This window comes from Gordonia sp. GONU (genome assembly GCF_024733855.1).
Taxonomy (GTDB): domain Bacteria; phylum Actinomycetota; class Actinomycetes; order Mycobacteriales; family Mycobacteriaceae; genus Gordonia; species Gordonia amicalis.
Genome location: NZ_JANRHB010000006.1, coordinates 121019 through 144571, shown reverse-complemented (window position 1 = coordinate 144571; position 23553 = coordinate 121019). Strand labels below are relative to the sequence as shown.

The window sequence follows — 23553 nt, the reverse complement described above, 5'->3', positions numbered from 1 at the left end:
GCACGCCGTCACCAGTCGGCGGGTGTGTGCACCCGCAGCCAGGTCACGACCTCGTCGAGGACCACGTCCTGCTCGGGCTCGTTGAAGATCTCGTGGAACAGGTCGTCGTAGATGACGAGTGTCTTGTCCTCCGAACCGGCGAGCCGCTCGACGAGCTCGCTGCCCTTCGGGTCGGTGAGGGCGTCGGCGCCGCCGTGCATCACGAGCAGCGGCAGCTGCAGCAACGGCAGACGCTGCGGGAACGACTGCATGGTGGAGATCATCGCCCCACCGAGACCGGCCGGGATCTTGCCACGCGTCACGAGCGGATCGGCGTCGTAGGCCGCCACCACGGACGGATCGCGGGAGATGCTCGTCGAACTCAACGCGGTGGTCGGCAGCCCGGGCGCGATCTTTCCGATCACCGGCGCGATCTTGACGACCAGCGGAGACAGGTCGTCCCCGGGGAGCACGGCAGCCCCCGACAGGATCAGGCCGTCGAGCTTCTCCTGATGGTCGAGCGCGTAGTCGAGGGCGATGCAACCACCCATGCTGTGTCCGATCAGGAAGGTCGGGAAGGCCTCGTCGGCGACGTGGGCGATGACGGTGTCGAGATCGCCGGTGAATTCGCTGAACCGACGCAGCCGCATCCGCTTGCCGCCAGAGCGTCCGTGTCCGACATGGTCGGGGATCGCCACGAGAAATCCCGCGTCGACGAGGCGCTGCGCCAGATGTCCGTACCGTCGGCCGTGTTCGGCGAGTCCGTGCGCGATGACCACGACACCGCGCTTATCACCTTCGGGGCGGTGGACATCGTAGACGATGTCCTGGCCGTGTGGACCGCGAAAACTGTGTTCTTCCGGTGTCATTGCCTGTTCTCTCGTCCGTGGAGCCGTTGGAGCCGTTGTCTCGTCAGTGCAGGCCCAGCCGTGCCACGACCGACCTTCCTGCCGATTCGAGCATGCCGAGCGGACGTAGTGCGGCCTCCCCGATCCCGACCATCGCCTCGACGCGTGCGACGACCCGTTCGAGCCGGGCGACGACGTCGGACATCCGGTCGACAGTCGCGTCCACCTGATCGAGTGTTCCCGACATCCGCGCGAGCGTCGCGTCGAGTTTCTCGATCGTCGCGTCCAGATTGCTCATCGTCGGGCCGAGTCCCTCCAGGGTCTCACCCATGTCGGCGAGGATTCCCTCGAGCTGCTCCACCGTCATATCGGCATTGAGCGCTGCCTGCGCCAGCTTCTTGATGCGCTGCCGCTCGGGTGGCTTCGAAGACGCGGTGTCGACCATGGGCTGGATTATCACCCACCACGCGCACGGCGGGAGACCGAACGAGCGAGGAATAGCCCGCCACCCCGCGCGGTTGACCCACACAGAGTCACTCAAATTTGAGTGACTTGTCGACCGAAGGAGCACACCATGCCTGCCGTCTCCGCCGACACCTTGTCGTTGACGCGCCTGTCCTCGCCCGGGTTCGACGCCATCGAGCGTCCCGTCCGATCCGTCACCCGCGGACCGCGCGGCTACGAAGGAGAAGGGTTTCCGGTGGTGCGCGCCTTCGCGGGCGTCTCCCCCGCCGAACTCGATCCGTTCATCCACATGGACCAGATGGGTGAGGTCGACTACGAGCCCGGCGAACCGCGCGGCACCTCCTGGCATCCGCACCGCGGCTTCGAGACGGTCACCTACATCATCGACGGCCGCTTCGCGCACCAGGACTCCGCGGGCGGTGGCGGCCTCATCGAGGACGGTGCGACGCAGTGGATGACGGCGGGCTCCGGCATCCTGCACATCGAGACGCCGCCGGCCGAGTTGGTGGAGTCCGGCGGACTGTTCCACGGCATCCAGCTGTGGGTCAACCTCCCGGCCGAGAACAAGTTCCTCCCGCCGAACTACCAGAACCTCGAGGGCGGCCAGGTGGGCCTGGTGACCTCGCCCGACGCCGGGTCGCTGATCCGGATCATCGCCGGTGATATCGAGGGACACCGCGGACCGGGCTCCACACACACCCCGATCACGATGGCCCACGCCACGGTGCAACCCGGTGCGGCGGTGTCGATCCCGTGGAATCCCGAGTTCAACGCGCTGGTGTACGTGTTGTCCGGCCGCGGACGCGTCGGCGCGGAGGGACGTCCGATCGAGCAGGGCTCCCTCGCGGTTCTCGGCAAGGGTGATCGCATCACCGTGGCCGCCGACGGTGCGCAGGACAGCAACCGCCCTGCCCTGGAGGTTCTTCTTCTCGGGGGCCGACCTATCCGCGAACCCGTCGCGCAGTACGGTCCGTTCGTGATGAACACCCGTCAGCAGCTCATCGAGGCCATGGAGGACTATCAGGCCGGTCGGCTCGGCGTCGTCCCGCCGGATGCACTGATGCCGCACACCGTTCGCTGATCCATGGCCACCGATTCCGATGACCTGCAGGGCGCGTGGCGCGTCTTCATCGAGACCGCCGCGCGCCTGCAGACCATGCTCGACGACGATCTGCGAGCCGGCACCGGGATGAGCCTCGCCGACTACAGCGTGCTGCTCATCCTCCACGAGAGCGAGGGCGGCAGATTGCGTATGCGAGATCTGGCACACCGCATGGTGTTCTCCACGTCGCGACTCTCGTATCAGGTCGATGCGATGGTGAAACGTGGCTGGCTGCAGCGGGAACGCGCCACCGAGGACAGGCGCGGCAGCTACGCGGTACTCACCGAGGAGGGACGCTCCGCGTTCCGGAGTGCCGCCCGCGACCACCACCAATGCGTCGATGCACTGTTCTTCTCGGCGCTCCGGCCGTCGGACGGACGCGAGCTGCGAGCGGTGATGGAACGACTCGCCGCCCACCTCGACACCATTCATCCGAGAACCCAGGAGACCTGATGTCATTCACCATCATCCGGGCCGACGAACGTCATCACTAGCGCAACGAATGGCTCGAGTCCTGGCAGTCGTTTCCGGCGACGGGCAACTTCGATCTGGCGGCGAACGCCCACGGAGTCCTGCTGGTGCACAACGACGATCGGGTCGACGCGGGCGAAGGACTCGACCGGCATCAGCACCGTGACGCCGAGATCGTCACCTGGGTCCTCGACGGCGCACTACGCCACCGTGATTCCGCCGGAAACGACGGCATCCTGAAACCCGGGATCGTGCAACGCATGACTGCGGCCGCGGGATCTCCCACAGCGAGAGCAACGCCACCGGCCGTCTGGACGGCACCGATCTGCGCGTGGTCCAGATGTGGGTTGCTCCGGAGGAGACCGGCCTCGAGCCCGGCTACGCCGAGGCCGACGTCACCGCCGCGTTGGCGACCGGCGACCTCGTGGTCGTCGTCTCCGGGCTGTCCCGCCACGCGACCACGACACCGGTGACCATCAACAACTCCACCGCCGCCCTGCATGTGGCGCAGATGCCCGCCGGCCGGACCGTGACTCTTCCCGCCTCCCCCTACGGCCACCTCTACGTGGCGCGAGGGGAGGTGGAACTGGCCGTCGACGACCGACTCCTCGAAGGCGATGCGGTGCGCACGAGAAAGCCGGCGAGATCTTCCTGCACAGCTCCGGCGGAGCCGAGATCCTGTTCTGGGAGATGCACGCCGGCGTCGCCTGAGGCTCAGCCGAGTTGCGGGATCACCTTCGACGCAACGAGTTCGAGGTGATCGAGATCGTCGAGGTCCAGGGTCTGGAGATACATCCGGGTGATCCCGAGCTCGCGATAGCTCTCGATCTTCGCGACGACCTCGTCGGGCGTCCCCGCGGCGCCGTTCTCGCGCAGTTCCTCCGGCTCCCGGCCGATCGCCTCGGCACGGCGCCGGAATTCGGCTTCGTCACTGCCACAACACAAGACGAGCGCACCCGAATAGGTCATGGTCTCGGGACGACGCCCCGCCGCGGCGCAGGCCGCGCGCACGTTGCCGATCAGCTCACGTGCGACGTCCACGGGCTGGAACACCACGTTGAACTCGTCGGCGAATCGTGCCGCCAGTGCCGGCGTGCGCTTCTTTCCGCTGCCGCCGACGATGATCGGCGGACGGGGGCGCTGCACCGGCTTCGGCAGCGCCGGTGAGTTGCTGAGCTGGAAATGCTCACCGCGGTAGTCGAATCGGCTTCCCTCGGGCGTACCCCACAGACCGGTGATGATCTCGAAGCTCTCCTCGAGCCGGTCGAACCGTTCCTTCAGCGACGGGAACGGGATGCCGTACGCCTCGTGCTCGGGCTCATACCAGCCCGCACCGAGACCCAGTTCGATTCGACCGCCGCTCATCTGGTCGACGTTGGCCACCGCTATCGCGAACGGGCCCGGCAGGCGGAAGGTGGCCGACGAGACCAGTGTGCCCAGTCGAATCCGCGACGTCTCCCGCGCCAGCCCGGCCAGCGTGATCCACGCATCCGAGGGTCCGGGCAGTCCGTCGCCGCCCATGCCGCTGAAATGGTCGGAGCGGAAGAAGGCGTCGAATCCGAGTTCCTCGGTCGCCTTCGCGACTGCGAGCAGCTGATCGTAGGTCGCGCCTTTGCTGGGGTTCGGTGAAGATTCGCAATTGCACGGTTTCAACTTACGCGCAGTGGGCATTCACCAGGTGCGGCGCAAGTTCCCCGCGGCCCATCCGGCACCGCGGTGAATCCGAATCGCTTGAGCTCGACACCCAACCCAGTACTCGGCCGAGTACTCGACAAAGGAGTCCTAAATGAAGACAGTTGCGCGTACAGCCCTCGGTTTCGTCGTCGCTGCCGCCGGGGCGACCGCGGTATCGCTCGCCGCCTCGCCGTCGGCCGGTGCAGCCCCCGCGGTGTGTCCCGCTCTGCCTGGTCAGACCTCCTCCATGGCCTCGTGCAGCGCCGAGTCCGGCCCCACCGGTCTGGCACTGGCCATCACCGACAACGGCGGCAAGGCCACCTCCGAGGCGAACAACTTCGCCGGCCCCGCGGCGATCGCGCTCGGGCCCGGTGCCACTGTCACCATGACCGGCGACCGCGCCGGACTGGCCATCGGTATCGCAGGACCCGGCGCCGAGGTGGTCGTCGACGGCAAGAACGGCCCCACCTGCAAGGGCGGCCCTGCATTCGCCGGTGACTTCCAGACCTTCAAGGGCTGCAGGTCCTAACTCTCGGACAGCCGAGAGAACGGTTTCGTGCCTTCGGGTGCGGAGGGCGACCGGCCTGGAGTCCCAGGGTCGGCCTGCCTCCACCGTCTCCCCGGGCATGACGCCGCCGGTCAGACGAACAACCCGCGGAGATAAGCCGCCTGCCCGATGTGCTGGGCATCGTCGTCGACCACGCTGACCAGGCGGACACCGAGCGTCACCGGCGGGTCCCAGTTGGTGTCGACGATCCGATCCAGATCCGAATCCGTCAGCGACGCAATGTAGTCGACGCTGACCGCGTGCGTGGCGTCGTAGTAACCGCGGAGCAATTCCGCATCGTCGACGACAACCCGCGCCACGTCCTCGGCCGAATGGCCGTACCCGCTGTCGGCCGGCGAGAACGGCAGGTCGAATCGATCGACCCAACCGCCGCTCACCCATACCTCGTCGGTGTCGGCGACGTCGGCGATGTGCGAATCCTGAACGCGCGTCAGGTGCCACACCAGCCAGGCGATCGTGTTCGCTCCCGACGCCGGTGCCCGATTAAGGATGTCCGGCTCGATATCGCTGAGCAGCGCATGAACATTCCCGGCGACCCGTCCGAGACCGTCGATTAACACATCTGTGGCGCGCATGCGGCAAGTTTAGTTCGCCGTGCGCGCAAGGATGGCGAGTCCGCCGATCCGTCAGCATCATTCCTCCGGTGTCTGAACAGAACCAGCCTGCCGTGACCCCCGCCGACGGCTCGCGCTCCACCCGTAAGATCCGCTTCAACGCCTTCGACATGAATTGCGTTGCGCACCAGTCCCCCGGCCTGTGGCGCCATCCGAGCGACCGGTCGTGGAACTACAACACCATCGACTACTGGGTCGACCTCGCCCGGCTCCTGGAGACCGGCGGCTTCGACGGCCTGTTCATCGCCGATGTCCTCGGTACCTACGACGTCCTGTCCGGCACCGACGAGGCGGCGATCCGCCAGGGCGCCCAGATCCCGGTCAACGACCCGCTGCTGCTGGTTTCCGCGATGGCACACGCAACCCAGCACCTCGGGTTCGGCGTCACCACCGGCACCGGTTTCGAACACCCTTATCCGTTCGCACGTCGTCTGTCGACGCTCGACCACCTCACCCGCGGTCGTACCTGACCGTGCTCTACAAGCTGTGGGAGGGCTCCTGGGAACGGGACGCGGTACGCCGCGACCGCGAGGCGCGGCATCTTCGCCGATCCGGCCAAGGTCCACCACATCGGACACCACGGTGAGCACTACACCGTTCCCGGCATCCACCTCTCCGAGCCGTCGCCACAGGGTTCGCCGGTCATCTACCAGGCGGGCGCCTCACCACGCGGTCGCCGTTTCGCCGCGGAGAACGCCGAAGCCGTCTTCGTCGCCGCACCCACCAAGGCGATCCTGGGCGACGTCGTGAGCAAGATCCGCGAGGAACTCGTCCTGGCCGGACGAGATCCCTACGACGCCAGAATCTACACGCTCACGCCGCCGACGCGGTAGGTCGAACCGCGATGGCTCTCGGGCAAGATCTTCGGGGTCGGTTCGCCGAACCCCACCACCGTGCTCGACGCCGCATCGGCACGGTCTTCCAGCCGGCCAGTCTGCTCTCGCGGCGGACCGCAGCGCAGAACGTCGCCCTTCCGCTCGAGTACCTGGGCGCGACAAAGGCTTCCACCACGTCGCGGGTCGCCGACCTGCTCGACCTGGTCGGCCTGTCCGACAAGGCGAATCTGTACCCCCATCAGCTCTCCGGCGGGCAGCCGTCGGTGCTGCTGTCGGACGAGGCCACCTCCGGACTCGACCCGGCCACCGACACCTTCCCGGAACTCCTGACCGAGGTCCGGAACGAACTCGGTCTGGCAGTCGTGTTCATCACCCACGAGATGGACACCATCGTGCGCGTCGCCGACACCGTCGGCCGACTCGACCACGGACGCATCGTCGAGCACGGACGCCTCGAGAAGTTGGTACTCGATCCCGATTCGGTTCTCGGACGCGCACTTCGACCCCGCGGCATGAGCACGATCAACCTGGCCGGCATCACCGTTCCGCTCGACGAGATCCCCGATCTGCTGCTCCCGGCGTTCGTCGACACCGTCCTGATGGTCAGCATCGTGATGGTCGTCGTCCTCGTCGTCGGCGTCCCGCTCGGCGCACTGGTCCACAACCTCGCTCCCGGTGGCCTTTTCGAGAACCGGGCGCTGCACACACCGTTGTCCTGGATCATCAGCATCGGGCGGTCGTTGCCGTTCCTGGTGTTGATGACGGCGATCATCCCGTTCACCCGCCTCGTCACCGGCACCAACATCGGCATCGCCGCGGCGGTGGTCCCGATGTCCATCGCCGGTATCGCCTTCTTCACCCGCATCGTGGAGAACTCGCTGCGGTCGGTCCCGGCGTCGACGATCGACGTGGCCCGCGCATCGGGCGGCTCCAACGCCCAGATCATCTGGAAGGCACAGGTTCCCGAGGCCCTGCCGAGCATCGTGGGTGGTCTGACCATCAACACCATCGCGATGATCGAATACTCGACCATTGCCGGCACGATCGGCGCCGGCGGCCTCGGCTACGTGGCGGTGACCTACGGCTACCAGCGCTTCGACCAGGGCGTCATGGTCGCCACGATCATCGTGCTGGTGATCACCGTGGCGTTGATCCAGCTGGCCGGCGACGCACTCGCGCGCAGCCTCAACCCGGTGACCTCCAAGCGCGTCAACCACTGACCGACGCGCCTTCACGCCAGAGCCCCTCGTCTCACTTTCACCACTCTTGAAAGGTTCACGCATGTCCCAGGACACCGGTTCCGCCACTGACGTGTCGGACAAGTCGCCCGAAACTCCGCCGCCCGCAGGCAATTCCGACATCGAGATCTCCACGCGTCGCCGCTGGCCGCTGATCGCCGGCGTCCTCGTCGTCGTCGCTGTTCTGGCCGGCGTCCTCGGCTGGCGGTTCCTCGGCTCGGATTCGACCTCCCCCAACGAGACCCCGGGTGCGACGCTCACCGTCGTCACCGCCGAGGGCAACGCCGCCGAGCAGGCGCTCGTCGAGTACATCGGCAACGAGGTCGCGCCCCGATACGGGATCAAGGTCGCCTTCAAGGGGCTCGCCGACTCGACCACGCTCAACCGCGCAGTCAGCGACGGTGCCTGTGGCTGCTGGAGCGCGCCGGCCTGATCACCCTCAAACCGGGCATCGACAAGTGGACGGCGACCCAGAAGGACATCACCACCAACCCGCGCAACCTGCAGTTCGTGCTGCTCGACTTCGCCGCTCAGTCCCGGTCGCTGGCCGATCTCGACGCGACCGTCGGCTACACCGAGTACTACCCGGCCGCGAACATCCCGATCGAGAAGCAGATCTACGCTCCCCCGGCCCCCGACGAGTTCGCCGGACAGCTCACCATCGGCACCGAGTGGGAGAACACCGACAACATCAAGAACCTCGTAGCCGCGTTCAAGGATCCCGCGGTGCAGGAATTCCTGCGCACCGATCCGCAGGTGAAGAACATTCTCCTGCCCTTGTAGGCCACCATTCCGTGACGCGTGTTCACACCGGGCGCCCGGGTCGCACACCACGACCCGGGCGCTTACGCATAGGCTCACCGGCGTGGAGCGCACACATCACGGTCATTCACATTCGCTGACCGACATCTCCCACATGCTGTCCCCGTTCGCGCGGTGGCTGGTCATCGGGACCCTGGCGGTCACCGCGGTGGCTGTGACGATCGGAATGATCGTTCTCTGGCCGTCGGATTCCGAGCATCCGGTGCCCACGCAGTTCCGGGCGGCCGACGGCGGCTCGATCCAGACGGTCGACGGCGAGGTCGTCGACCAGTTCCGCGCGAACTGTCTCAACCCGGCGGCGGGGTCGGTGCTCGAGACCGCCGACATCCCCGTCAACCCGGTCGCCGGCGGGCCCTGCATCCTGAACGCGGTCCGCATCGACTCGGGTGAGGCCGCCGGCCGGTACACGGTGTTGGAGATCCCCACGAAGGGTGCACAGTCGGGGACCGAACCGGGACCCGAGGGCACGCCGACCCCGGGCGCGAGCGACGAGCCGCAGGCCGGTCAGCCGACGCTCCACGTCGGCGATGCGATCCGGCTCTCGACGGTGCCCGGACCGGAAGGCAATCGGTACACCTTCTTCGACTTCCAGCGCGGCACGGCCACGATCGTCTGGGCGATCCTCTTCATCGCGGCAATCGTGCTGGTCGCGGCGTGGCGCGGATTCCGCTCGATCCTCGGCCTCGCCTTCGCCTTCGTCGTCCTCGGCGGGTTCACCCTGCCGGCCATCCTCGATGGATCATCCCCGGTCGCGGTGGCGGTGGTGTCGTCGGCGGCGATCCTGTTCGTGGTGCTCTACCTCGCACACGGCGTCAGCCTCCGTACGAGTTCGGCCCTGCTCGGCACGTTGACCTCACTGCTGATGGCCGGCCTGTTGAGCTGGCTGGCGATCGAGACGATGAACCTGACCGGTTTGTCCGGCGACCAGACCACCAATCTGCAGGTCTATCAGGGCAACATCTCGGTCAGCGGTCTACTGCTGGCCGGATTCATCATCGGCACGCTCGGCGTCCTCAACGACGTGACGATCACCCAGGCGTCCGCGGCCTTCGAACTGGCCGCCGCGGGCGAACCGACCCGGCTCGCGACCTTCAAGGCCGCGATGCGCGTGGGACGCGACCACATCGCGAGCACCGTCTACACCCTGGTCTTCGCCTACGCCGGCAGCGCCCTGCCGCTGATGCTGCTCTTCTCGGTCGCCCAGCAACCCCTCGGAGGTCTGCTCACCACTGACGTGGTGGCCGTCGAACTCGCGCGGTCCTTCGTCGGCGGTATCGCGATCGCCTTGTCGGTTCCGCTGACCACCGCGATCGCCGCGGCCCTCTGCCGACCGGCGGGCATGCCGTCACCCGCGGCGAGCTGAGGGGAGTTCAGCACCGTCCCTTGGGCAGTTCGACCAGGTTCTTGCCGAGCCAGTTGCCCAGTCGCGTGAGCATCTTGGTGCCGTCGGTGAACGACCCGCTGCGTGGGATCGCCGCCATCGAGACCGCGACCTGGCCGTCGACTGTGCTGATGATGCCGAGCTGACGCACGAGATGACCACCGGTTCTGGACGTGGCCGGACCCCAGCCGCCCTTGACGGCGGTCACCGCCCCCTTGTTCCGGCCGACCCTGGCGATGCCCCACTGCTGGTTCGGGGCGACGTCGCTCATCAGCCGGATGATGTGTTCGCTGCCGGGCAGGCAGGGCAGATGCGCGCCGAACAGGGCCTGGTCGCGCAGAGCCCAGGAGGTGTATCCCGGATACGACGCCGGGGTGTCGATCTCCGAGGAGACGTGCGTCCGGGTGTCGTGTCCTTCGCGCAGCACGGCGGTCACCGCGTCGACGGAGGCGCGCCCGCCGCCGAGTGCTCCCCACAGTTCGCCCGCGGCGTCGTTGTCGGAGAAGGTGATCGCCTTGTCCTCCATCCTTGCGACGGCGGGACCGCGCTCGCGTTGGGCGGCCAGCGAAACCGGAACCTTCATCGTCGACCACGCCCGGCCCGCCTTGAGCGATCCCAGCGAGATGACCTGGTCGCTGCCGACCGGCACGATGGCGACACCCAGCTGGCCGGGCAGTGACTTCTTCATCGACTTCTGGAGTGCGGCATAGCTCTTCGCCAGCTTCTTGTCGACCGGTTCCGGTGGCGTGAACCAGGACGCGAACGGCTCGGGCAGCGGCGGCAGCGCCGGGAGCGGAACCGCGTTCGCGCTTCCGGCACCGACGACGAGGGACATCATCACAGCACCGACGACCAGCGCACACCGAGTCACAACTTTCACAGTATTCTCCTGAGTCACTTTAGACACACGAGAGTAGTGCCGCGGCCGGCCGGGTGACCAGCTCGTATACCCAATCGGGACCTTGCTGCGACCGGCATCACGCCGACGGCGACGGCGGAATTCGGTCTCAGGCGGCACACCGGCCGCGTGGCAGCCGGGTCATGTTGGTGTCGAGCCAGGCGGCCACCGCGTTCAGCGCCGCGATCCCGCCGGTCATCGACCCGCCGACCGCACTCATCGCCACCGCGGTGCGCTGACCGTCACGAAAGGTGAACAGGCCGATCTGACGCACGAGATACCCCGCTGACATGCCGGGACCCCAGCCGCCTTTCACGGCCGTCGCGCGAGGCGCGGACATCACCTCGACGCCCCACTGCTGATTCCCGGCGACCTCACCCATCAGCGAGAGCACCGACCGCGCCCCCTCGAGACACGGGAGATGGGCGGTGAATGTCGCAGCGTCGGGCAATGCCCAGATCGTCTGACCGAAGATCGTGTACCCCGGCCGACGCTGTGTGGCCGGGACGACGGTGGTGGTGTCACCTCCGTCGCGCAGCACCGCGGTGACCGCGTCGGCGGCGCTCTGTCCGCCGCCCAGCGACGACCACAATGCCTCGGCGGAACCGTTGTCGGAGTTGATGATCGCCGCACCAGCGGCCGGGCTGGGTCCGTTCTGGCGTTCGGCGGCGACCGCGAGCGGCACCTTGATCGTCGACCATGCGACCTGCGGTGTGGTGTCCCCCAGGGTCAGTGCGGGGACCGCATCGCCGCCGACCGGCGCGATCGCGATGCCGACGGTCAGCCCGGTCGACGACGCGACCTTGCGGAAGCTCGCGGCCAGCGCGCCGTACGAGGCGGGGACCGGTGGCGCCGGGCTCCCCGCCCCGTGCTGGCCCGGTGTGGGCTGGACCGGGGTCGAGGGTGTCGACGTCACAGTCACGGTGACCGGTGTGATCGGGGCGGGGTCGGCGGACGTCGTACAACCGGCGGTGACCGCCACGACGAATCCGAGCGCGACCGCCACGGACCTGATCGTCTGCGTGGTCCTCATCAGTAGATGTGCACCACCGCGTCGTTCCCGCCGCGGCATGCCACGATCGCCCCCTCCGGGACGCAGCTCATCGCATACGACTGCCCCGTGACGGGACTCGCCGCGGTCACCACGCGTGGGGAACGGTCTTGTCCCACACTGAAGTACGCGTCTCGAACCGCGAAGGCGAACGGGCAGCTCGTCACCGATGTCCCCACGCCGACGGTCGCGTCGCACGGCGCGGACCCCGGCGGTGGCGCCGCGGGAGCGCGCGGCCCCTGGGGTGCGTTCTCGACGGTCGGCGGCGGCGCGACGGTCTCGGTGATCGTCGGGGTGGTCGGGTCGGCGACCTGTTCCGAACTGTCGCCCCCTGAACCCGCGAGGAGGACGCCCACGACGACGGCGATGCCCACGAGGACAACCGCGATCAGCCCGAGGAGGATCGGGATCGCCGCCGAGCGCCGTTGCCGGGGCTGTCCATAGGCCGGCGGATAACCGGGTGGCGGTCCGTATGCGCTCGGGTACTGCTGAGCTGACGAGAACTGCTGCGGCTCAACATGATACGCGGGTGCGGACATCTGCTGTGACGCGCCGAAGGTCTGTGGCCCGGAGAGCTGTCGGGTGCCGGATCCGCCCCACTCAGGGTGTGACTCGGGATACGACTGGGGTGCCGATACCTGCTGCGGACCGGACATCTGTGGTCCCGCAGCGGTCTCGGGGCCGGTCGTCTGGCGGATCTGGGTCGGCTCGTACGCCGGTTCGACCGGGGCGATGACGGTGTGGGGCGCCTTGATGATGCTTGTCGCCGAGTCTGCTGCGGGTCCGGCGTCCGGGTCGCCGGACAACGCCGCGCGGGCAGCGCGAGCCAGCTCCCGCGCCGATTCGTAGCGTTCGGACGGTTCGGCGGCGAGACCTGTCCGGAGGACAGCATCCATCGCCTCCGGGACGTCGGCGTTGACCGAGCTCGGCGCCGGCGGGGGCGACAGGACCGCTGCCTTGATAGCGGCGCTCACGGTCTTCGCGGGATGTGGCACCTGGCCGGTGAGGCACTCGAACAGCACGCACGCGAGGCTGTAGATGTCGCTCGCCGGACCCGGCGACGCCGCGTCGAACAGCTCGGGCGCCATGTACGCGATCGAACCGACGGCGGTACCCGTCTGCGTGAGGTGCGTGTCGTCGGCGCCGTGGGCGATACCGAAATCGACGAGGTAGGCGAAGTCGTTGGCATCGACGAGGACGTTCTCCGGCTTGATGTCCCGGTGCATCAACCCCTCGGTGTGGGCGGCATCGAGTGCCGCGGCCACCTGCTCGACGATCGAGACCGCCCGTGCCGGCTCGAGCCGCGTCTCGCGGCTGAGCAGGGCCCGCAGGTCTTCGCCGGCGACGAGGCGCATGTCGATGAAGAGCACGCCCTCGATCTCGCCCCAGTCGTGGATCGGGATGACGTGTGGCTCACCCAGTCGCGCCGCGGCGTGCGACTCCCGGCGGAATCGCTCCTGGTACATGGTGTCGTCCGCGAGACCTGGGTTGAGCAGTTTCAGCGCGACGGTACGGTCCTTGGCGGTGTCGTATGCCCGGTAGACCTCTCCCATGCCGCCCCGCCCCAACAGTGCGTCGAGACGATAGGGCCCGAACTGCGTGCCGACCCGGCTTCCTGACATACCGAGCAGCATAAGCCGACCGACTGACACTTCTCTGTCGCCCGGACGATCGCATTCGGACGCCGACGGCGACCGATGACTACCCTGTGCACCATGCCCTCGCTGACCAAAGGCCAGAACGGCCCGCTGTCGACCTCCCAGATCGTCGTCTCCGTCGAACTCGCGACCGCCGCCGACGTGTCGGCACTGCTGGTGACCGACCGCGGCGTCGTGCGCAGCGACAACGACTTCGTCTTCTACAACCAGCCCACCGGTCCGGGTGTTTCGCTGCAGCAGGCGCCCAACGGTCCGGCGCGACTGCACATCTCGACCAACGAGATCCCCGCGGACATCGACGCCGTCCGTGCCGTCATCACCCTCGACGACACGAGCTCCACGTTCGGCCGGTTCGCGCCGCCGATCGCGCGGGTGACCGACGGCGGCGGACGCGAACTCTACGACTTCACCGTCACCGGCCTCACGACGGAATCCGTCGTCATCGCCCTCGAGGTCTACCGGCGCAACCTCGACTGGAAGGTGCGCGCCGTCGGGCAGGGATATGCCGGCGGGTTCGCCGATCTCGTCCGTGACCACGGTGTCAGCGTCGACGAGGAGCCGACTCCCGCACCCGTGCAGACCACGCCGACCTATTCGCCGCCCGCCGCTCCCCCACCTGCTTCGACTCCCCCGCCTGCTCCCACGCCGCCACCCGCTCCACCTCGGGCACCGGAGATCAGCCTGAGCAAGGATCGTCCGGTCAGCCTCACCAAGGGCCAGAAGGTCACGCTGCGCAAGGAGGGTGGCGTCAAGCTCACCAACATCCGCATGGGCCTCGGCTGGGACCCGGTACGCGGAGGATTCGGCCGCGGCGGGTCGATCGACCTCGACGCGTCGGTGCTGATGTTCTCCGGCGGCCAGTGCGTCGAGACCGTGTACTACGGCCACCTCAACAGCAAGGACCGTTCGGTCCTGCACTCGGGCGACAACCTGACCGGCGAGGGCGAGGGCGACGACGAGGTCATCCGCGTTGCGCTGCAGTCGGTTCCGGCCCGCATCGACGCACTGATGTTCATCGTCACGTCCTACCGCGGCCACACCTTCGAGAAGATCGAGAACGCCTACTGCCGTCTCGTCGACGAGACGACGTCAGCCGAACTCGCCCGCTACACCCTCAAGGGCGGCATGCCGTTCACCGCCGTCGCGATGGCGGTCATCGGCCGCGACGGCGATGAATGGAAGCTACGGGCGATCGGCGAGGGATTCGACGCCAAGACCCCGAAGAAGGCGCTCTCACACGTGGGCAAATACCTGTAGAAGAGCAGAATCGCGTTGCGCTTGATCCCGGGAGCCGGGATCAAACGCAACGCGATTCTGCTACAGGCGAATTCAGATCACGCCGTGCAGCGGCGGATCCTCCCCACGGAGCAGCCAGCGCCCGATGTGCTGGTACTTCCACCGGACCGGGTCGTGCAGAGTGTGCGTCCGGGCGTCACGCCAGTAGCGATCGAGCCCGGTCCCGGCCGCGGCACTGCGGGTTCCGCTCACCTCGAAGAGCGCCGACGCGACCGGCGCCGCGACCCGGTCGGCCACGGCCTTGGCACGCGCCACCGCGATCGACGCCTCGGCGACGAGTTCACGCGGCGCGCCTGCCGAGCCGTCGACGGCCTCGTCGACCCTGCGACCCGCGGCGACGAGCATCGCCTCGGCAGTTGCGACGTCGACCTCGAGTTCACCGAAACGCTGGACCACCAGCGGATCGTCGACCGCCCGGTCGACACCCGCCTCGAACCACGGACGGGCCTTGGTCCGCACGAACTCGACCGCCGCGGTCAGCGCACCCCGAGCGATGCCCACATCGATCGCGACGTGGAGCAACTGCGCGTACGCGCCGTACGCGGTGGGTGCCGACGTCGCCGACGCGCGCGCCACGAGGTCGGCCGCGGTCACTCCGACACCCGAGAATCGGACGGTTCCCGAACCGGTGGTCCGCTGCCCCACGGCATCCCAGTCGTCGATGATCTCCACACCGGGCGCATTCGCGGGGATGAAGGCCACATATTCACCTGGTGCGAGGTCGCCGGCCGCCACATCGAGCTTCGCCAGGACGGCGAGCGTGTGCGCGAACAGCGAACCCGTGCAGTAGAACTTCTCACCCTCGAGGACGAACCGCCCACCGTCGCCGTCGATCGGGGTCAGACGGGTCGAGATGTCCGCGATGGTCTTGCCGCCGCGCTCCGACTGCGCGTTGGCCACCCGGCCACCGGCCAGGACATCGGTGAAGATGCGCTCGGCCAACGCATCTCCCGCGGAGAGGCGCACCAGGTTGAGGTAGACGAAATGACTGTGCGGGATCTGCGCAATGCTGGGATCGGCGGCGGCAAGTATCGAGACGACCTCGGCCAGCACACTCGGCGACACGTCGAGCCCACCGAACCGTGCGGGCACCGTCAACGCGAGAAGACCCGACGCCGACAGGCGATCGATCTCGGCGAACGGCAGGCGGCGGTCGCGATCGCGCTCGCCTGCACCGGCCGCGAACGTCGCAGCGAGTTCCCTTGCGACGGAGAGAGCTTTGGCCGTCGATTGGATCCGGCTCGCCGATTCGGGTCGGGCCTGACTTACAGCCGTCACAGAACTGCTGCGGGGGTCAGCGATGCCTCGAGTTCGCGCAGGAGCGGGAGCACCTTCTCGCCGAAGTACTCGATCTCCTCCTGGAAATGCAGGAAGCCGCCGAGAATGAGGTCGACGCCGAGACGCTTGTAGGCGACGATGCGCTCGGCGATCTGCTCCGGGGTACCGATCAGCTGCGTCTTGAAGCCGTCGTTGTACTGGACGAGGTCCTCGAACTTCGAGTCCGCCCACATGCCCTTCTTGTCACCGGTCGAGTTGCCGGCCTGCTGTACGGCATCCCGGAAACCTTCCACCGCAGGACGATTCGCCTTCTCGACGATCTCGCGCAGGGTGTCGCGGGCTTCCTTCTCGGTGTCGCGGGCGATGATGAAGCCGTTGAGGCCGAACTTCACCGAACGGTTGTGGGCCTGCGCGACGGCGCGCAGGTCGTCGAGCTGCTCGGTGACGCCGTCGAAGTCCTTGCCGTTGGAGAAGTACCAGTCCGCGAAGCGGCCGCCGTTGCTGCGGGCCGCGGTGGAGTTGCCGCCCTGGAAGAGCTCCGGGTTCGGACGCTCGGGGGTGTTGAGCGGCTTCGGCTTCAGCGTGAAGTCGTGGATTCGGTAGAAGTCGCCGCGGTAGTCGACGTTGTCCTCGGTCCAGATCTTGCGGATGACCTCGAGGAACTCGCCGCTGCGGCGATAGCGCTCGTCGTGTTCGAGCCACGGCTCACCGAGGTGGGTGAACTCGTCCTTGAACCAGCCGCTGACCACGTTGATCGCGAAACGGCCCTTGGACAGGTGGTCGGCGGTGGCGCCGAGCTTGGCGAGGACCGCCGGATGCCACAGGCCCGGATGCACGGCGGCGATCACCTTCAGCCGCTGCGTCGCGAGCAGCAGGGCGAGGCTGAAACTGGTCGACTCGTGCTGGTATTCGGCGCCGTAGCTCGCCTCGTAACGGACCTGCGAGAGGGCGTACTCGAAGCCGTTGTTCTCCGCGGTCCGGGCGAGCTTGATGTTGTAGTCGTAGTCCCAGCTCGTGCGCTGTTCGATGGTGCTGGTGACCAGACCGCCACTGACGTTCGGCACCCAATAGGCGAACTTGATCTGGTCCGCGATGGATTCGGTGGACATGGTGTTACCTCCGCAGGTGGATTCTCAGGTGGAACGTGGATCGATCAGGACGATGCGGCCTGCAGGCGCGGCAGGAACGCGGTACGGACCTCTTCGCTCGGACGGGCGTCGGCCGCGTCGAGCAGACCGCGTCGAGCCAGCGCGGGTCGGACGCCTTCACCGAAGTGGTAGGCCTCCTCGAGGTGCGGGTATCCGGACAGGATGAAGTGGTCGAGTCCGAGGGACGCGTACTCGCCGATCAGCTCCGCGACCTCGTCGTAGGAACCGACGAGCGCGGTGCCGGCACCGCCGCGCACCAGGCCGACGCCGGACCAGACGCCCGGGTGGATCTCCAGCGAACGCGGGTCGGTCGAACCCTCGAAAGCTGCTCCGCGACCATGCAGTTCGGACATACGACGCTGACCTTCCGACTCCGACTGCGCGAGGTTCCGCTGAGCGGCGGCGACCTGAGCGGGATCGAGATTGTCGAGAAGGCGTTCCGCCTCGGCCCAGGCCTGCTCGGAGGTCTCCCGGGCGATGACGTGGAAGCGGATGCCGTGATCGAGCGTCCGGCCCTGCGCAGCGGCGAGTCCGTTGATCCAAGCGATCTTCTCGGAGACGGCTTCCGGCCGCTCGCCCCAGGTCAGGTAGGTGTCGGCATATCTGGCTGCCACGTCACCCGCGGCCGGCGACGAGCCGCCGAAGAAGACCGGCGGGGTCGGGGTCGGGCGACGGCCGAGCAGCGCGTTCTCGACACGCAGGTGCTTGCCGACGAAGTCGACGGGCTCCTCGTCGGTCCACAGGCGGCGGATGATCTCCAGGTACTCCGCGCAGCGCTCATAGCGCGCGTTCTTGGCCAGGAAATCGCCGAAGGCGCGCTGCTCACTGGACTCGCCACCGGTGACGACGTTGATCAGGAGACGGCCTTCGGAATGCCACTGGAAGGTCGCCGACATCTGGGCGGCGAGCAGCGGGGAGATGAGTCCGGGACGGAAGGCGATCAGGAACTTCAGGCTCTCCGTCGCGTCGATGAGTGCCGCAGTGGTCAGCCACGCGTCCTCACACCACAGTCCCGCCGGGGTCAGTACCGCTTCGAAGCCGTTGATTTCGGCCGCGGCCGCGAGCTGCTTGAGGTATCGAAGGTCGGCCGGCCGGTCCCCGTTCATCTGGCTGCCGTGCCCGCCCGCGATCAGGTTGCGGGAGTCACCGTAGGTGGGCAGGAACCAGTGGAAATGCAGAGACACCGCGGAGGCACCTTTCGTCGTGGAGCAGAAGGGGTGGAGCGGCAGGTGCGATCGGCAGCGCGGACCGAGGGACCCGCACCGCGAAACACATGTCGGCGACAAGTGTCGAACACCGGCGAGACACCAGGCCACAGTTGAAATCTCTGTGACGCCAAGTGGACAACGGTCCGCAGTGTTCGGTAACGACTGCGTTCACGCAGGTCACGGGCAGGACGACGGTCGCATGCGCGTCACCGGGCCGGTCACGCCCTACTCAGAGGGACGCCCTACTCAGACGGACGCCACTGCCCCATGCCGAGAAACACCATCACCAACTGGCGTTCGGTGCGCTCGACGATCTCCTTCTCGACGCCGCGACCGCGGTACTCGCCGTCGAGCAGGTCGGCGACCGCGGTCAGCATGATCGTGACGATGAGTTCGGCGGCGATCTCGAGGTCTTCGGGTTGCCAGGGCGCGAGGTCCGGAATCCGGGCGAGGTCGATGGTCAGCTCTTTGGAGAAGAGCCGGAGCTCGGTGTCGATGGCGCGGCGGATCTCCGCGATACCGCCGTGCTGCTCGCGAATGAGGAATCGGAACTGCGACTCGTTCTCGCGAACGTGACGCAACAGGATGTCGAGGGAGTTCTTCGCGGTCGGCATCGCCTCGCGAGCCGCGAGATCGCGCCGACCCTCTCGGAGTGCGCGACGCAGAACCCGCATCGAATCCTCGACGACGGTGACCCCGAGGTCCTCCATCGAGGCGAAGTGCCGGTAGAAGGCCGTGGGCACGATCCCCGCACCGCGGGCGACCTCGCGCAGGCTGATGCTGCCGAAGCTGCGCTCACCGACCAGGGACCTCGTCGTGTCGAGGAGCGCCTGGCGCGTCTGGTTCTTCTTGTCCGCACGCGTCTGCGCATCGCGCTGGCTCGAACTCCGCGTGCGTGTCACAGAGTCGAGTGTATTCGCCGGCGCGCGCCGCCCGGACCGCGACCTCCCATCGACAGTGACGGCCGTCACAGGGATTTCCGCTTGACGCTCCCGGGCGGCCACGTGTCACACTCGTTTGTGTACACATGTACACCGAATCATGCGAACGGAGCCCTTTCATGAGCATTCGCACACCCCATACCCCGACCCGGGGCACCGCCGCCGGCAGCCCCGGCCGCTGGAACCGCCTGGTCGGATCGATCGTCGAGGCGGCACTGTCCCCGCATCCGGTCGACCGCTATCTCGAACTGCTCGACCCCATGCTCACCTGGCGCGACCTGCGCGGCGAGATCGTGCGGGCCGAGCACCCGACGCCCCGCACGGTGCGTCTCACCATCCGTCCGACCCGCCAATGGCAAGGACACCGTGCCGGACAGTTCGTGCAGCTCAGCGTCGTCATCGACGGCGTTCGGCACACCAGGTGCTTCTCTCCGGCGAATGCCGCCACCGGTCCCGACGGCGACATCGAACTCACCATCACCGCCAACGACGACGGCCTCGTCTCCAAGCATCTGGGCGCACACGCCCGGCCGGGTGACGTCGTCGGACTGTCCCAGGCCGACGGCGACTTCGTACTACCGGAGACCGACCCCACCTCGGCCGTCTTCATCAGCGGCGGCAGCGGCGTTACACCTGTGCTCTCAATGTTGAGGACGCTGGTGGCCCGAGGGTACGCCGGACCGATCACTTTCGTGCATTACGCTCGCACCGCCTCGGAGGTCGCGTACCGCGACGAACTCGTCGCGCTGGCGTCCGCACATCCCAACATCGACCTACGGGTACACCACACCCGTGACGATCGCGACGGTCACTTCACCGCCGCTCACCTCGACGACGTCCCCGGTCTGGCCGACGCCGACGTCTTCGTCTGCGGACCGCGGGCCCTGATGGATGCCGTCGCCGAGGTACATGCCGCGCTCGGCATCTCGCAGCCACTGCACAGCGAGGCGTTCACTCTGACCCCGACGACAGTCGTCGACCCGGATTCGGTCGAGGGCGAACTCACGTTCTCCCGGTCGGGCACCACGGCGACCAACGACGGTCGCCCGATCCTCGACCAGGCCGAGGCCGCCGGGCTCACCCCGGAGTCCGGTTGCCGCATGGGGATCTGCTTCTCGTGCACCGCCGTCAAGAAATCGGGGTGCACCCGCAACGTGCTGACCGGCGAGACCGACACCGAGTCCGACACACAGATCCAACTGTGCATCAACGCCCCGGTCGGCTCCGTCGACATCGAACTCTGACGGTCGACGATCACCCTATCCCGCTGACCACCACCCATTCCCTCTCCTACCCAGCAGGAGGCACACCATGACCATCGACATCGAAAAGGCCGCCCGCAAGGCGCCCACCGAGAACCTGCCGGCCCTGCGCGCCGCCGAGAAGACCTCGGACAACAACACACCCGCAGACCCCAACACCGTCGTCCTGTCCTACGAGCAGGTCGAGGCCCTGGGACGCGACCTCGACGAACTGCGCTCCCGCATCGTCGCCGATCTCGGCCAGAAGGACCGCGACTACCTGTACTCCGTCATCCGCGCCCAGCGAGGATTCGAGATCGGTGGTCGCGCACTGATGTACCTCGGGTTCTTCCCTCCGGCGTGGGTCGCCGCCGTCGGCGCACTCTCGGTGTCGAAGATCCTCGACAACATGGAGATCGGCCACAACGTGATGCACGGCCAGTACGACTGGATGCGTGAGGACACCTACAACTCCCGCGAATTCGAGTGGGACACCGTGTGTCCGGCCGACCAGTGGAAGCACAGCCACAACTACCTGCACCACACGTTCACCAACATCATCGGCGAGGACCGCGACATCGGTTACGGCATCCTGCGGATGGCGCGTGACCAGAAGTGGAATCCCTACTACCTGGGCAACCTCGGCTATGCGACCGCCCTCATGCTCCTCTTCGAGTGGGGCGTCATGCTCCATGACCTGGAGGCGGAGAACGTGATCCAGGGCAAGCGCAAGTGGAGTGACATCAAGGGCCTGGTGAAAGGCATGTGGCGCAAGGCAGGCCGGCAGGTCCTCAAGGACTACGTCGTCTTCCCGGCGCTGACCGGCCCGCTGTTCGTTCCGACGCTCGTCGGCAACGCCGCCGCCAACCTGGTGCGCAACGTCTGGACGTACTCGATCATCTTCTGCGGCCACTTCCCCACCGGGGCACAGACTTTCACCTCGGAGGAATGCCAGAACGAGACCCGCGGACAGTGGTACCTGCGGCAGATGCTCGGCTCGGCCAACATCACCGGCAGCCCCCTGTTCCACATCATGAGCGGCAACCTGTCCCACCAGATCGAACACCACCTGTTCCCGGACATCCCCGCGAGCCGCTACCCGTCGATGTCCGCCGAGGTCCAAGAGATCTGCGAGCGCTACGGATTGCCGTACAACACCGGCTCGCTCAGTCACCAGCTGGCGTCGACCTGGAAGAAGATCGCAAAGCTGTCGCTGCCCAACTGGATGACCCGCGACGACGACGATCTGACCGTCATCGTCGAGCGCGAGAAGCCCGTTTCTGCTGCCTGACCAGCGCATTTTAGGAATCGTTTGATCAGCTGGTCCCGAGGGTACCCTCGGGACCAGCCGCACGTACGGCCGTGCGCGGACACTCACACGCGGGGACACACACCCTTCAGCACCCAGGGGGTTAGAGATGGTCGACAGCATCGAACGCAACAAGGACCTGTTCCAGGAACTGATCGAGTCGACGGCCACGCACGTCGGCCGGATCGCGACGATCATCACCGGCGCCGTAGCCGGTGTCACCCGCGAGATCGGGGAGATCGTCACCGACGGGTTCGAGATGCGTGAGGCCGCACGTAAGGCAAAGGCCGACGAGCGGGCCCGAGGCGGCGATTGGGAGATCATCGACGCCGAGTTCGCCTACGCCGAGGCGATCAAAGACGCCGACATGTCGGCGCCCTTCTCCGAATCCGAGCAGGCACGCAAAGTGACAGGAGTGGACATGGACGAGGTTCCCGACCGCATCGACGTCGGCGAGCAGACCGGAATCGACCAGGAGGGCGAGATCTCCCGTGAGGCCGAACTCGCCAACGACGGTGGTGTCACAGATCAGGACGAACCCGACGTAGCCGACCCGCGGGAGATCGCGGCCGAGGAACCCCGCATCGCACCTGACACCGATCATTTGTGAGACAGAACTCACCTCTGTTGCGATCTGGGTGAATACAACCTTTGCCAAAGCGCGGGCTCACCCGTAACTTGGTCCTGGTTTTCCTAGTTCATGGAGGTTTCTGTCGATGTCGGTGCGTGAGGTTCTCACCTTTCCCAACCCCGTGAACGACTATGCGGCCCGGACCACCGCCGGCCTGGTTGTCGTCCTCGCGATCATCGCGGTCGCGGTCAACGAACCGATCGTCTACGGCCTTCTGGCCCTCGGCTTCGCGCTGCGCGTGGCGTCGGGTCCGACGCTCTCCCCTTTCGGTCAGCTCTCGGTGAAGTTCATCGTCCCGAAGATCGTCCGCAAGGAGAAGCTCGTCCCGGGTCCGCCGAAGCGTTTCGCCCAGGCCATCGGCCTGGTGGTCAGCGGTGTCGCGTTCGTGCTCAGCCTGTTCGGTTTCGGCCTGGCCGCACAGCTCGCCACCGGCATCCTGATCGCCGCCGCGACACTCGAATCGGTCTTCGGATTCTGCCTCGGTTGCACCATCTTCGGTTTCCTGCAGCGTGAAGGCATCATCCCCGAGTCGGTCTGCGAGGCGTGCAACAACATCTCGCTGCGGAACCCCGCAGCCGTCTGACACGCAAACCCCCCTCTTTTCGGCAGAATCACCACCCCGCGAGGTGGTGATTCTGCCGAAAAGGGGTGGGTTTACATCCGCTCCCTGAGGAGCCCGGAGCTTGCGGAGGGCGTCTCGAAGGGTTAGTCCTTCACCGCGCGGTCGGGCACGGTCATCGCCATCATCATGATCTCGGTCTCGCTGTAGTCCCGGCCGGGATGTTCGGCCGCCAGATGGGCCTGGACCTTGGGGACGAAGTCGTCCTCGAGTGCGGTGATGGACTCGCCACAGGGGCAGTGCAGGTTGTATGCCATGCGTCACATCTTATCGGGCC

The 23553-nt window shown here is 67.1% G+C and carries 21 protein-coding genes and 5 pseudogenes; 14 read left to right on the top strand and 12 right to left on the bottom strand.

Going from position 1 to position 23553, the window contains the following annotated elements; genetic code table 11:
* Positions 1-8: 8 nt before the first annotated feature.
* Positions 9-848 (bottom strand): alpha/beta hydrolase, encoded by an 840-nt coding sequence (locus NWF34_RS08405; RefSeq protein WP_096273662.1) that lies wholly within the window; start codon positions 846-848, stop codon positions 9-11.
* A gap of 43 nt (positions 849-891) precedes the next feature.
* Positions 892-1272, bottom strand: a complete 381-nt coding sequence (locus NWF34_RS08400; protein ID WP_096273659.1) for a hypothetical protein — start codon at positions 1270-1272, stop codon at positions 892-894.
* Between the two features lie 129 nt (positions 1273-1401).
* Here NWF34_RS08400 and NWF34_RS08395 point away from each other — a divergent pair, with 129 nt between their 5' ends.
* The 3 genes and pseudogenes from NWF34_RS08395 (at position 1402) to NWF34_RS08385 (ending at position 3576) form a co-directional block, all read left to right on the top strand.
* Positions 1402-2373 (top strand): pirin family protein, encoded by a 972-nt coding sequence (locus tag NWF34_RS08395; protein ID WP_006434356.1) that lies wholly within the window; start codon positions 1402-1404, stop codon positions 2371-2373.
* 3 nt (positions 2374-2376) lie between these two features.
* Positions 2377-2847, top strand: a complete 471-nt coding sequence (locus tag NWF34_RS08390) for a MarR family winged helix-turn-helix transcriptional regulator (RefSeq protein ID WP_096273657.1) — start codon at positions 2377-2379, stop codon at positions 2845-2847.
* A pseudogene (locus NWF34_RS08385) lies at positions 2847-3576 on the top strand (pirin family protein). The gene NWF34_RS08390 and the pseudogene NWF34_RS08385 overlap by 1 nt, the downstream one beginning before the upstream one ends.
* A 3-nt stretch (positions 3577-3579) precedes the next feature.
* Here the strand turns inward: NWF34_RS08385 and NWF34_RS08380 are convergent.
* Positions 3580-4510, bottom strand: a pseudogene (locus tag NWF34_RS08380) (LLM class F420-dependent oxidoreductase).
* A gap of 141 nt (positions 4511-4651) precedes the next feature.
* On the opposite strand from NWF34_RS08380, the gene NWF34_RS08375 reads away from it, so the two are divergent.
* Positions 4652-5068: a DUF6764 family protein gene (locus tag NWF34_RS08375; RefSeq protein ID WP_006434352.1), complete on the top strand. Its 417-nt coding sequence runs from the start codon at positions 4652-4654 to the stop codon at positions 5066-5068.
* Between the two features lie 110 nt (positions 5069-5178).
* Here the strand turns inward: NWF34_RS08375 and NWF34_RS08370 are convergent, their stop codons facing one another.
* Positions 5179-5682: a DinB family protein gene (locus NWF34_RS08370; RefSeq protein WP_006434351.1), complete on the bottom strand. Its 504-nt coding sequence runs from the start codon at positions 5680-5682 to the stop codon at positions 5179-5181.
* Between the two features lie 149 nt (positions 5683-5831).
* Here NWF34_RS08370 and NWF34_RS08365 point away from each other — a divergent pair.
* From NWF34_RS08365 to NWF34_RS08345, 5 genes and pseudogenes are all read left to right on the top strand, one after another.
* Positions 5832-6554: pseudogene (locus NWF34_RS08365) on the top strand (LLM class flavin-dependent oxidoreductase).
* Between the two features lie 59 nt (positions 6555-6613).
* Positions 6614-7075, top strand: a pseudogene (locus NWF34_RS08360) (methionine ABC transporter ATP-binding protein); the annotation flags it as partial.
* On the top strand, positions 7070-7777 hold the full coding sequence (locus tag NWF34_RS08355) for a methionine ABC transporter permease (protein ID WP_096274933.1): 708 nt from the start codon (positions 7070-7072) through the stop codon (positions 7775-7777). The pseudogene NWF34_RS08360 and the gene NWF34_RS08355, both read left to right, overlap by 6 nt.
* A 61-nt stretch (positions 7778-7838) precedes the next feature.
* Positions 7839-8578: pseudogene (locus NWF34_RS08350) on the top strand (MetQ/NlpA family ABC transporter substrate-binding protein).
* An 82-nt stretch (positions 8579-8660) separates the two neighbouring features.
* Positions 8661-9980, top strand: coding sequence for a YibE/F family protein (locus NWF34_RS08345; protein ID WP_006434346.1), 1320 nt, complete (start codon positions 8661-8663; stop codon positions 9978-9980).
* A 7-nt stretch (positions 9981-9987) separates the two neighbouring features.
* Here the strand turns inward: NWF34_RS08345 and NWF34_RS08340 are convergent, their stop codons facing one another.
* The 3 genes from NWF34_RS08340 to NWF34_RS08330 all read right to left on the bottom strand — a co-directional run bounded on the left by NWF34_RS08340 (position 9988) and on the right by NWF34_RS08330 (position 13569).
* Positions 9988-10833: a hypothetical protein gene (locus tag NWF34_RS08340; RefSeq protein WP_096274932.1), complete on the bottom strand. Its 846-nt coding sequence runs from the start codon at positions 10831-10833 to the stop codon at positions 9988-9990.
* Between the two features lie 172 nt (positions 10834-11005).
* Positions 11006-11929, bottom strand: coding sequence for a hypothetical protein (locus tag NWF34_RS08335; RefSeq protein WP_096273655.1), 924 nt, complete (start codon positions 11927-11929; stop codon positions 11006-11008).
* Complete coding sequence (locus NWF34_RS08330; protein ID WP_096274931.1) at positions 11929-13569, bottom strand: serine/threonine-protein kinase; 1641 nt, start codon at positions 13567-13569, stop codon at positions 11929-11931. Before NWF34_RS08330 ends, NWF34_RS08335 begins: the two co-directional genes overlap by 1 nt.
* A 93-nt stretch (positions 13570-13662) precedes the next feature.
* Here NWF34_RS08330 and NWF34_RS08325 point away from each other — a divergent pair, with 93 nt between their 5' ends.
* On the top strand, positions 13663-14862 hold the full coding sequence (locus tag NWF34_RS08325; protein WP_096273653.1) for a TerD family protein: 1200 nt from the start codon (positions 13663-13665) through the stop codon (positions 14860-14862).
* Positions 14863-14934: 72 nt separating this feature from the next.
* Here the strand turns inward: NWF34_RS08325 and NWF34_RS08320 are convergent, their stop codons facing one another.
* The 4 genes from NWF34_RS08320 to NWF34_RS08305 all read right to left on the bottom strand — a co-directional run bounded on the left by NWF34_RS08320 (position 14935) and on the right by NWF34_RS08305 (position 19437).
* Positions 14935-16179, bottom strand: a complete 1245-nt coding sequence (locus NWF34_RS08320) for an SfnB family sulfur acquisition oxidoreductase (RefSeq protein WP_096273650.1) — start codon at positions 16177-16179, stop codon at positions 14935-14937.
* Positions 16176-17288: a dimethylsulfone monooxygenase SfnG gene (sfnG, locus tag NWF34_RS08315; RefSeq protein ID WP_258324682.1), complete on the bottom strand. Its 1113-nt coding sequence runs from the start codon at positions 17286-17288 to the stop codon at positions 16176-16178. Before sfnG ends, NWF34_RS08320 begins: the two co-directional genes overlap by 4 nt.
* A gap of 44 nt (positions 17289-17332) precedes the next feature.
* Complete coding sequence (locus NWF34_RS08310) at positions 17333-18511, bottom strand: LLM class flavin-dependent oxidoreductase (RefSeq protein ID WP_096273646.1); 1179 nt, start codon at positions 18509-18511, stop codon at positions 17333-17335.
* A 266-nt stretch (positions 18512-18777) separates the two neighbouring features.
* Positions 18778-19437: a TetR family transcriptional regulator gene (locus tag NWF34_RS08305; protein WP_096273644.1), complete on the bottom strand. Its 660-nt coding sequence runs from the start codon at positions 19435-19437 to the stop codon at positions 18778-18780.
* Positions 19438-19595: 158 nt separating this feature from the next.
* Here NWF34_RS08305 and NWF34_RS08300 point away from each other — a divergent pair, with 158 nt between their 5' ends.
* The 4 genes from NWF34_RS08300 (at position 19596) to NWF34_RS08285 (ending at position 23240) form a co-directional block, all read left to right on the top strand.
* On the top strand, positions 19596-20720 hold the full coding sequence (locus NWF34_RS08300; protein WP_006434339.1) for a ferredoxin reductase: 1125 nt from the start codon (positions 19596-19598) through the stop codon (positions 20718-20720).
* A gap of 67 nt (positions 20721-20787) precedes the next feature.
* Entirely contained in the window at positions 20788-22008 is a 1221-nt protein-coding gene (locus tag NWF34_RS08295; protein ID WP_006434338.1) for an acyl-CoA desaturase, read from the top strand.
* 127 nt (positions 22009-22135) lie between these two features.
* A complete protein-coding gene (locus tag NWF34_RS08290; RefSeq protein ID WP_096273642.1) occupies positions 22136-22636 on the top strand; it encodes a hypothetical protein in 501 nt (166 codons plus the stop codon).
* A 106-nt stretch (positions 22637-22742) separates the two neighbouring features.
* On the top strand, positions 22743-23240 hold the full coding sequence (locus NWF34_RS08285; protein WP_096273640.1) for a DUF4395 domain-containing protein: 498 nt from the start codon (positions 22743-22745) through the stop codon (positions 23238-23240).
* Between the two features lie 122 nt (positions 23241-23362).
* On the opposite strand, the gene NWF34_RS08280 is transcribed toward NWF34_RS08285, so the two are convergent.
* Positions 23363-23533, bottom strand: a complete 171-nt coding sequence (locus tag NWF34_RS08280; protein ID WP_182156268.1) for a hypothetical protein — start codon at positions 23531-23533, stop codon at positions 23363-23365.
* Between the last annotated feature and the right edge of the window lie 20 nt (positions 23534-23553).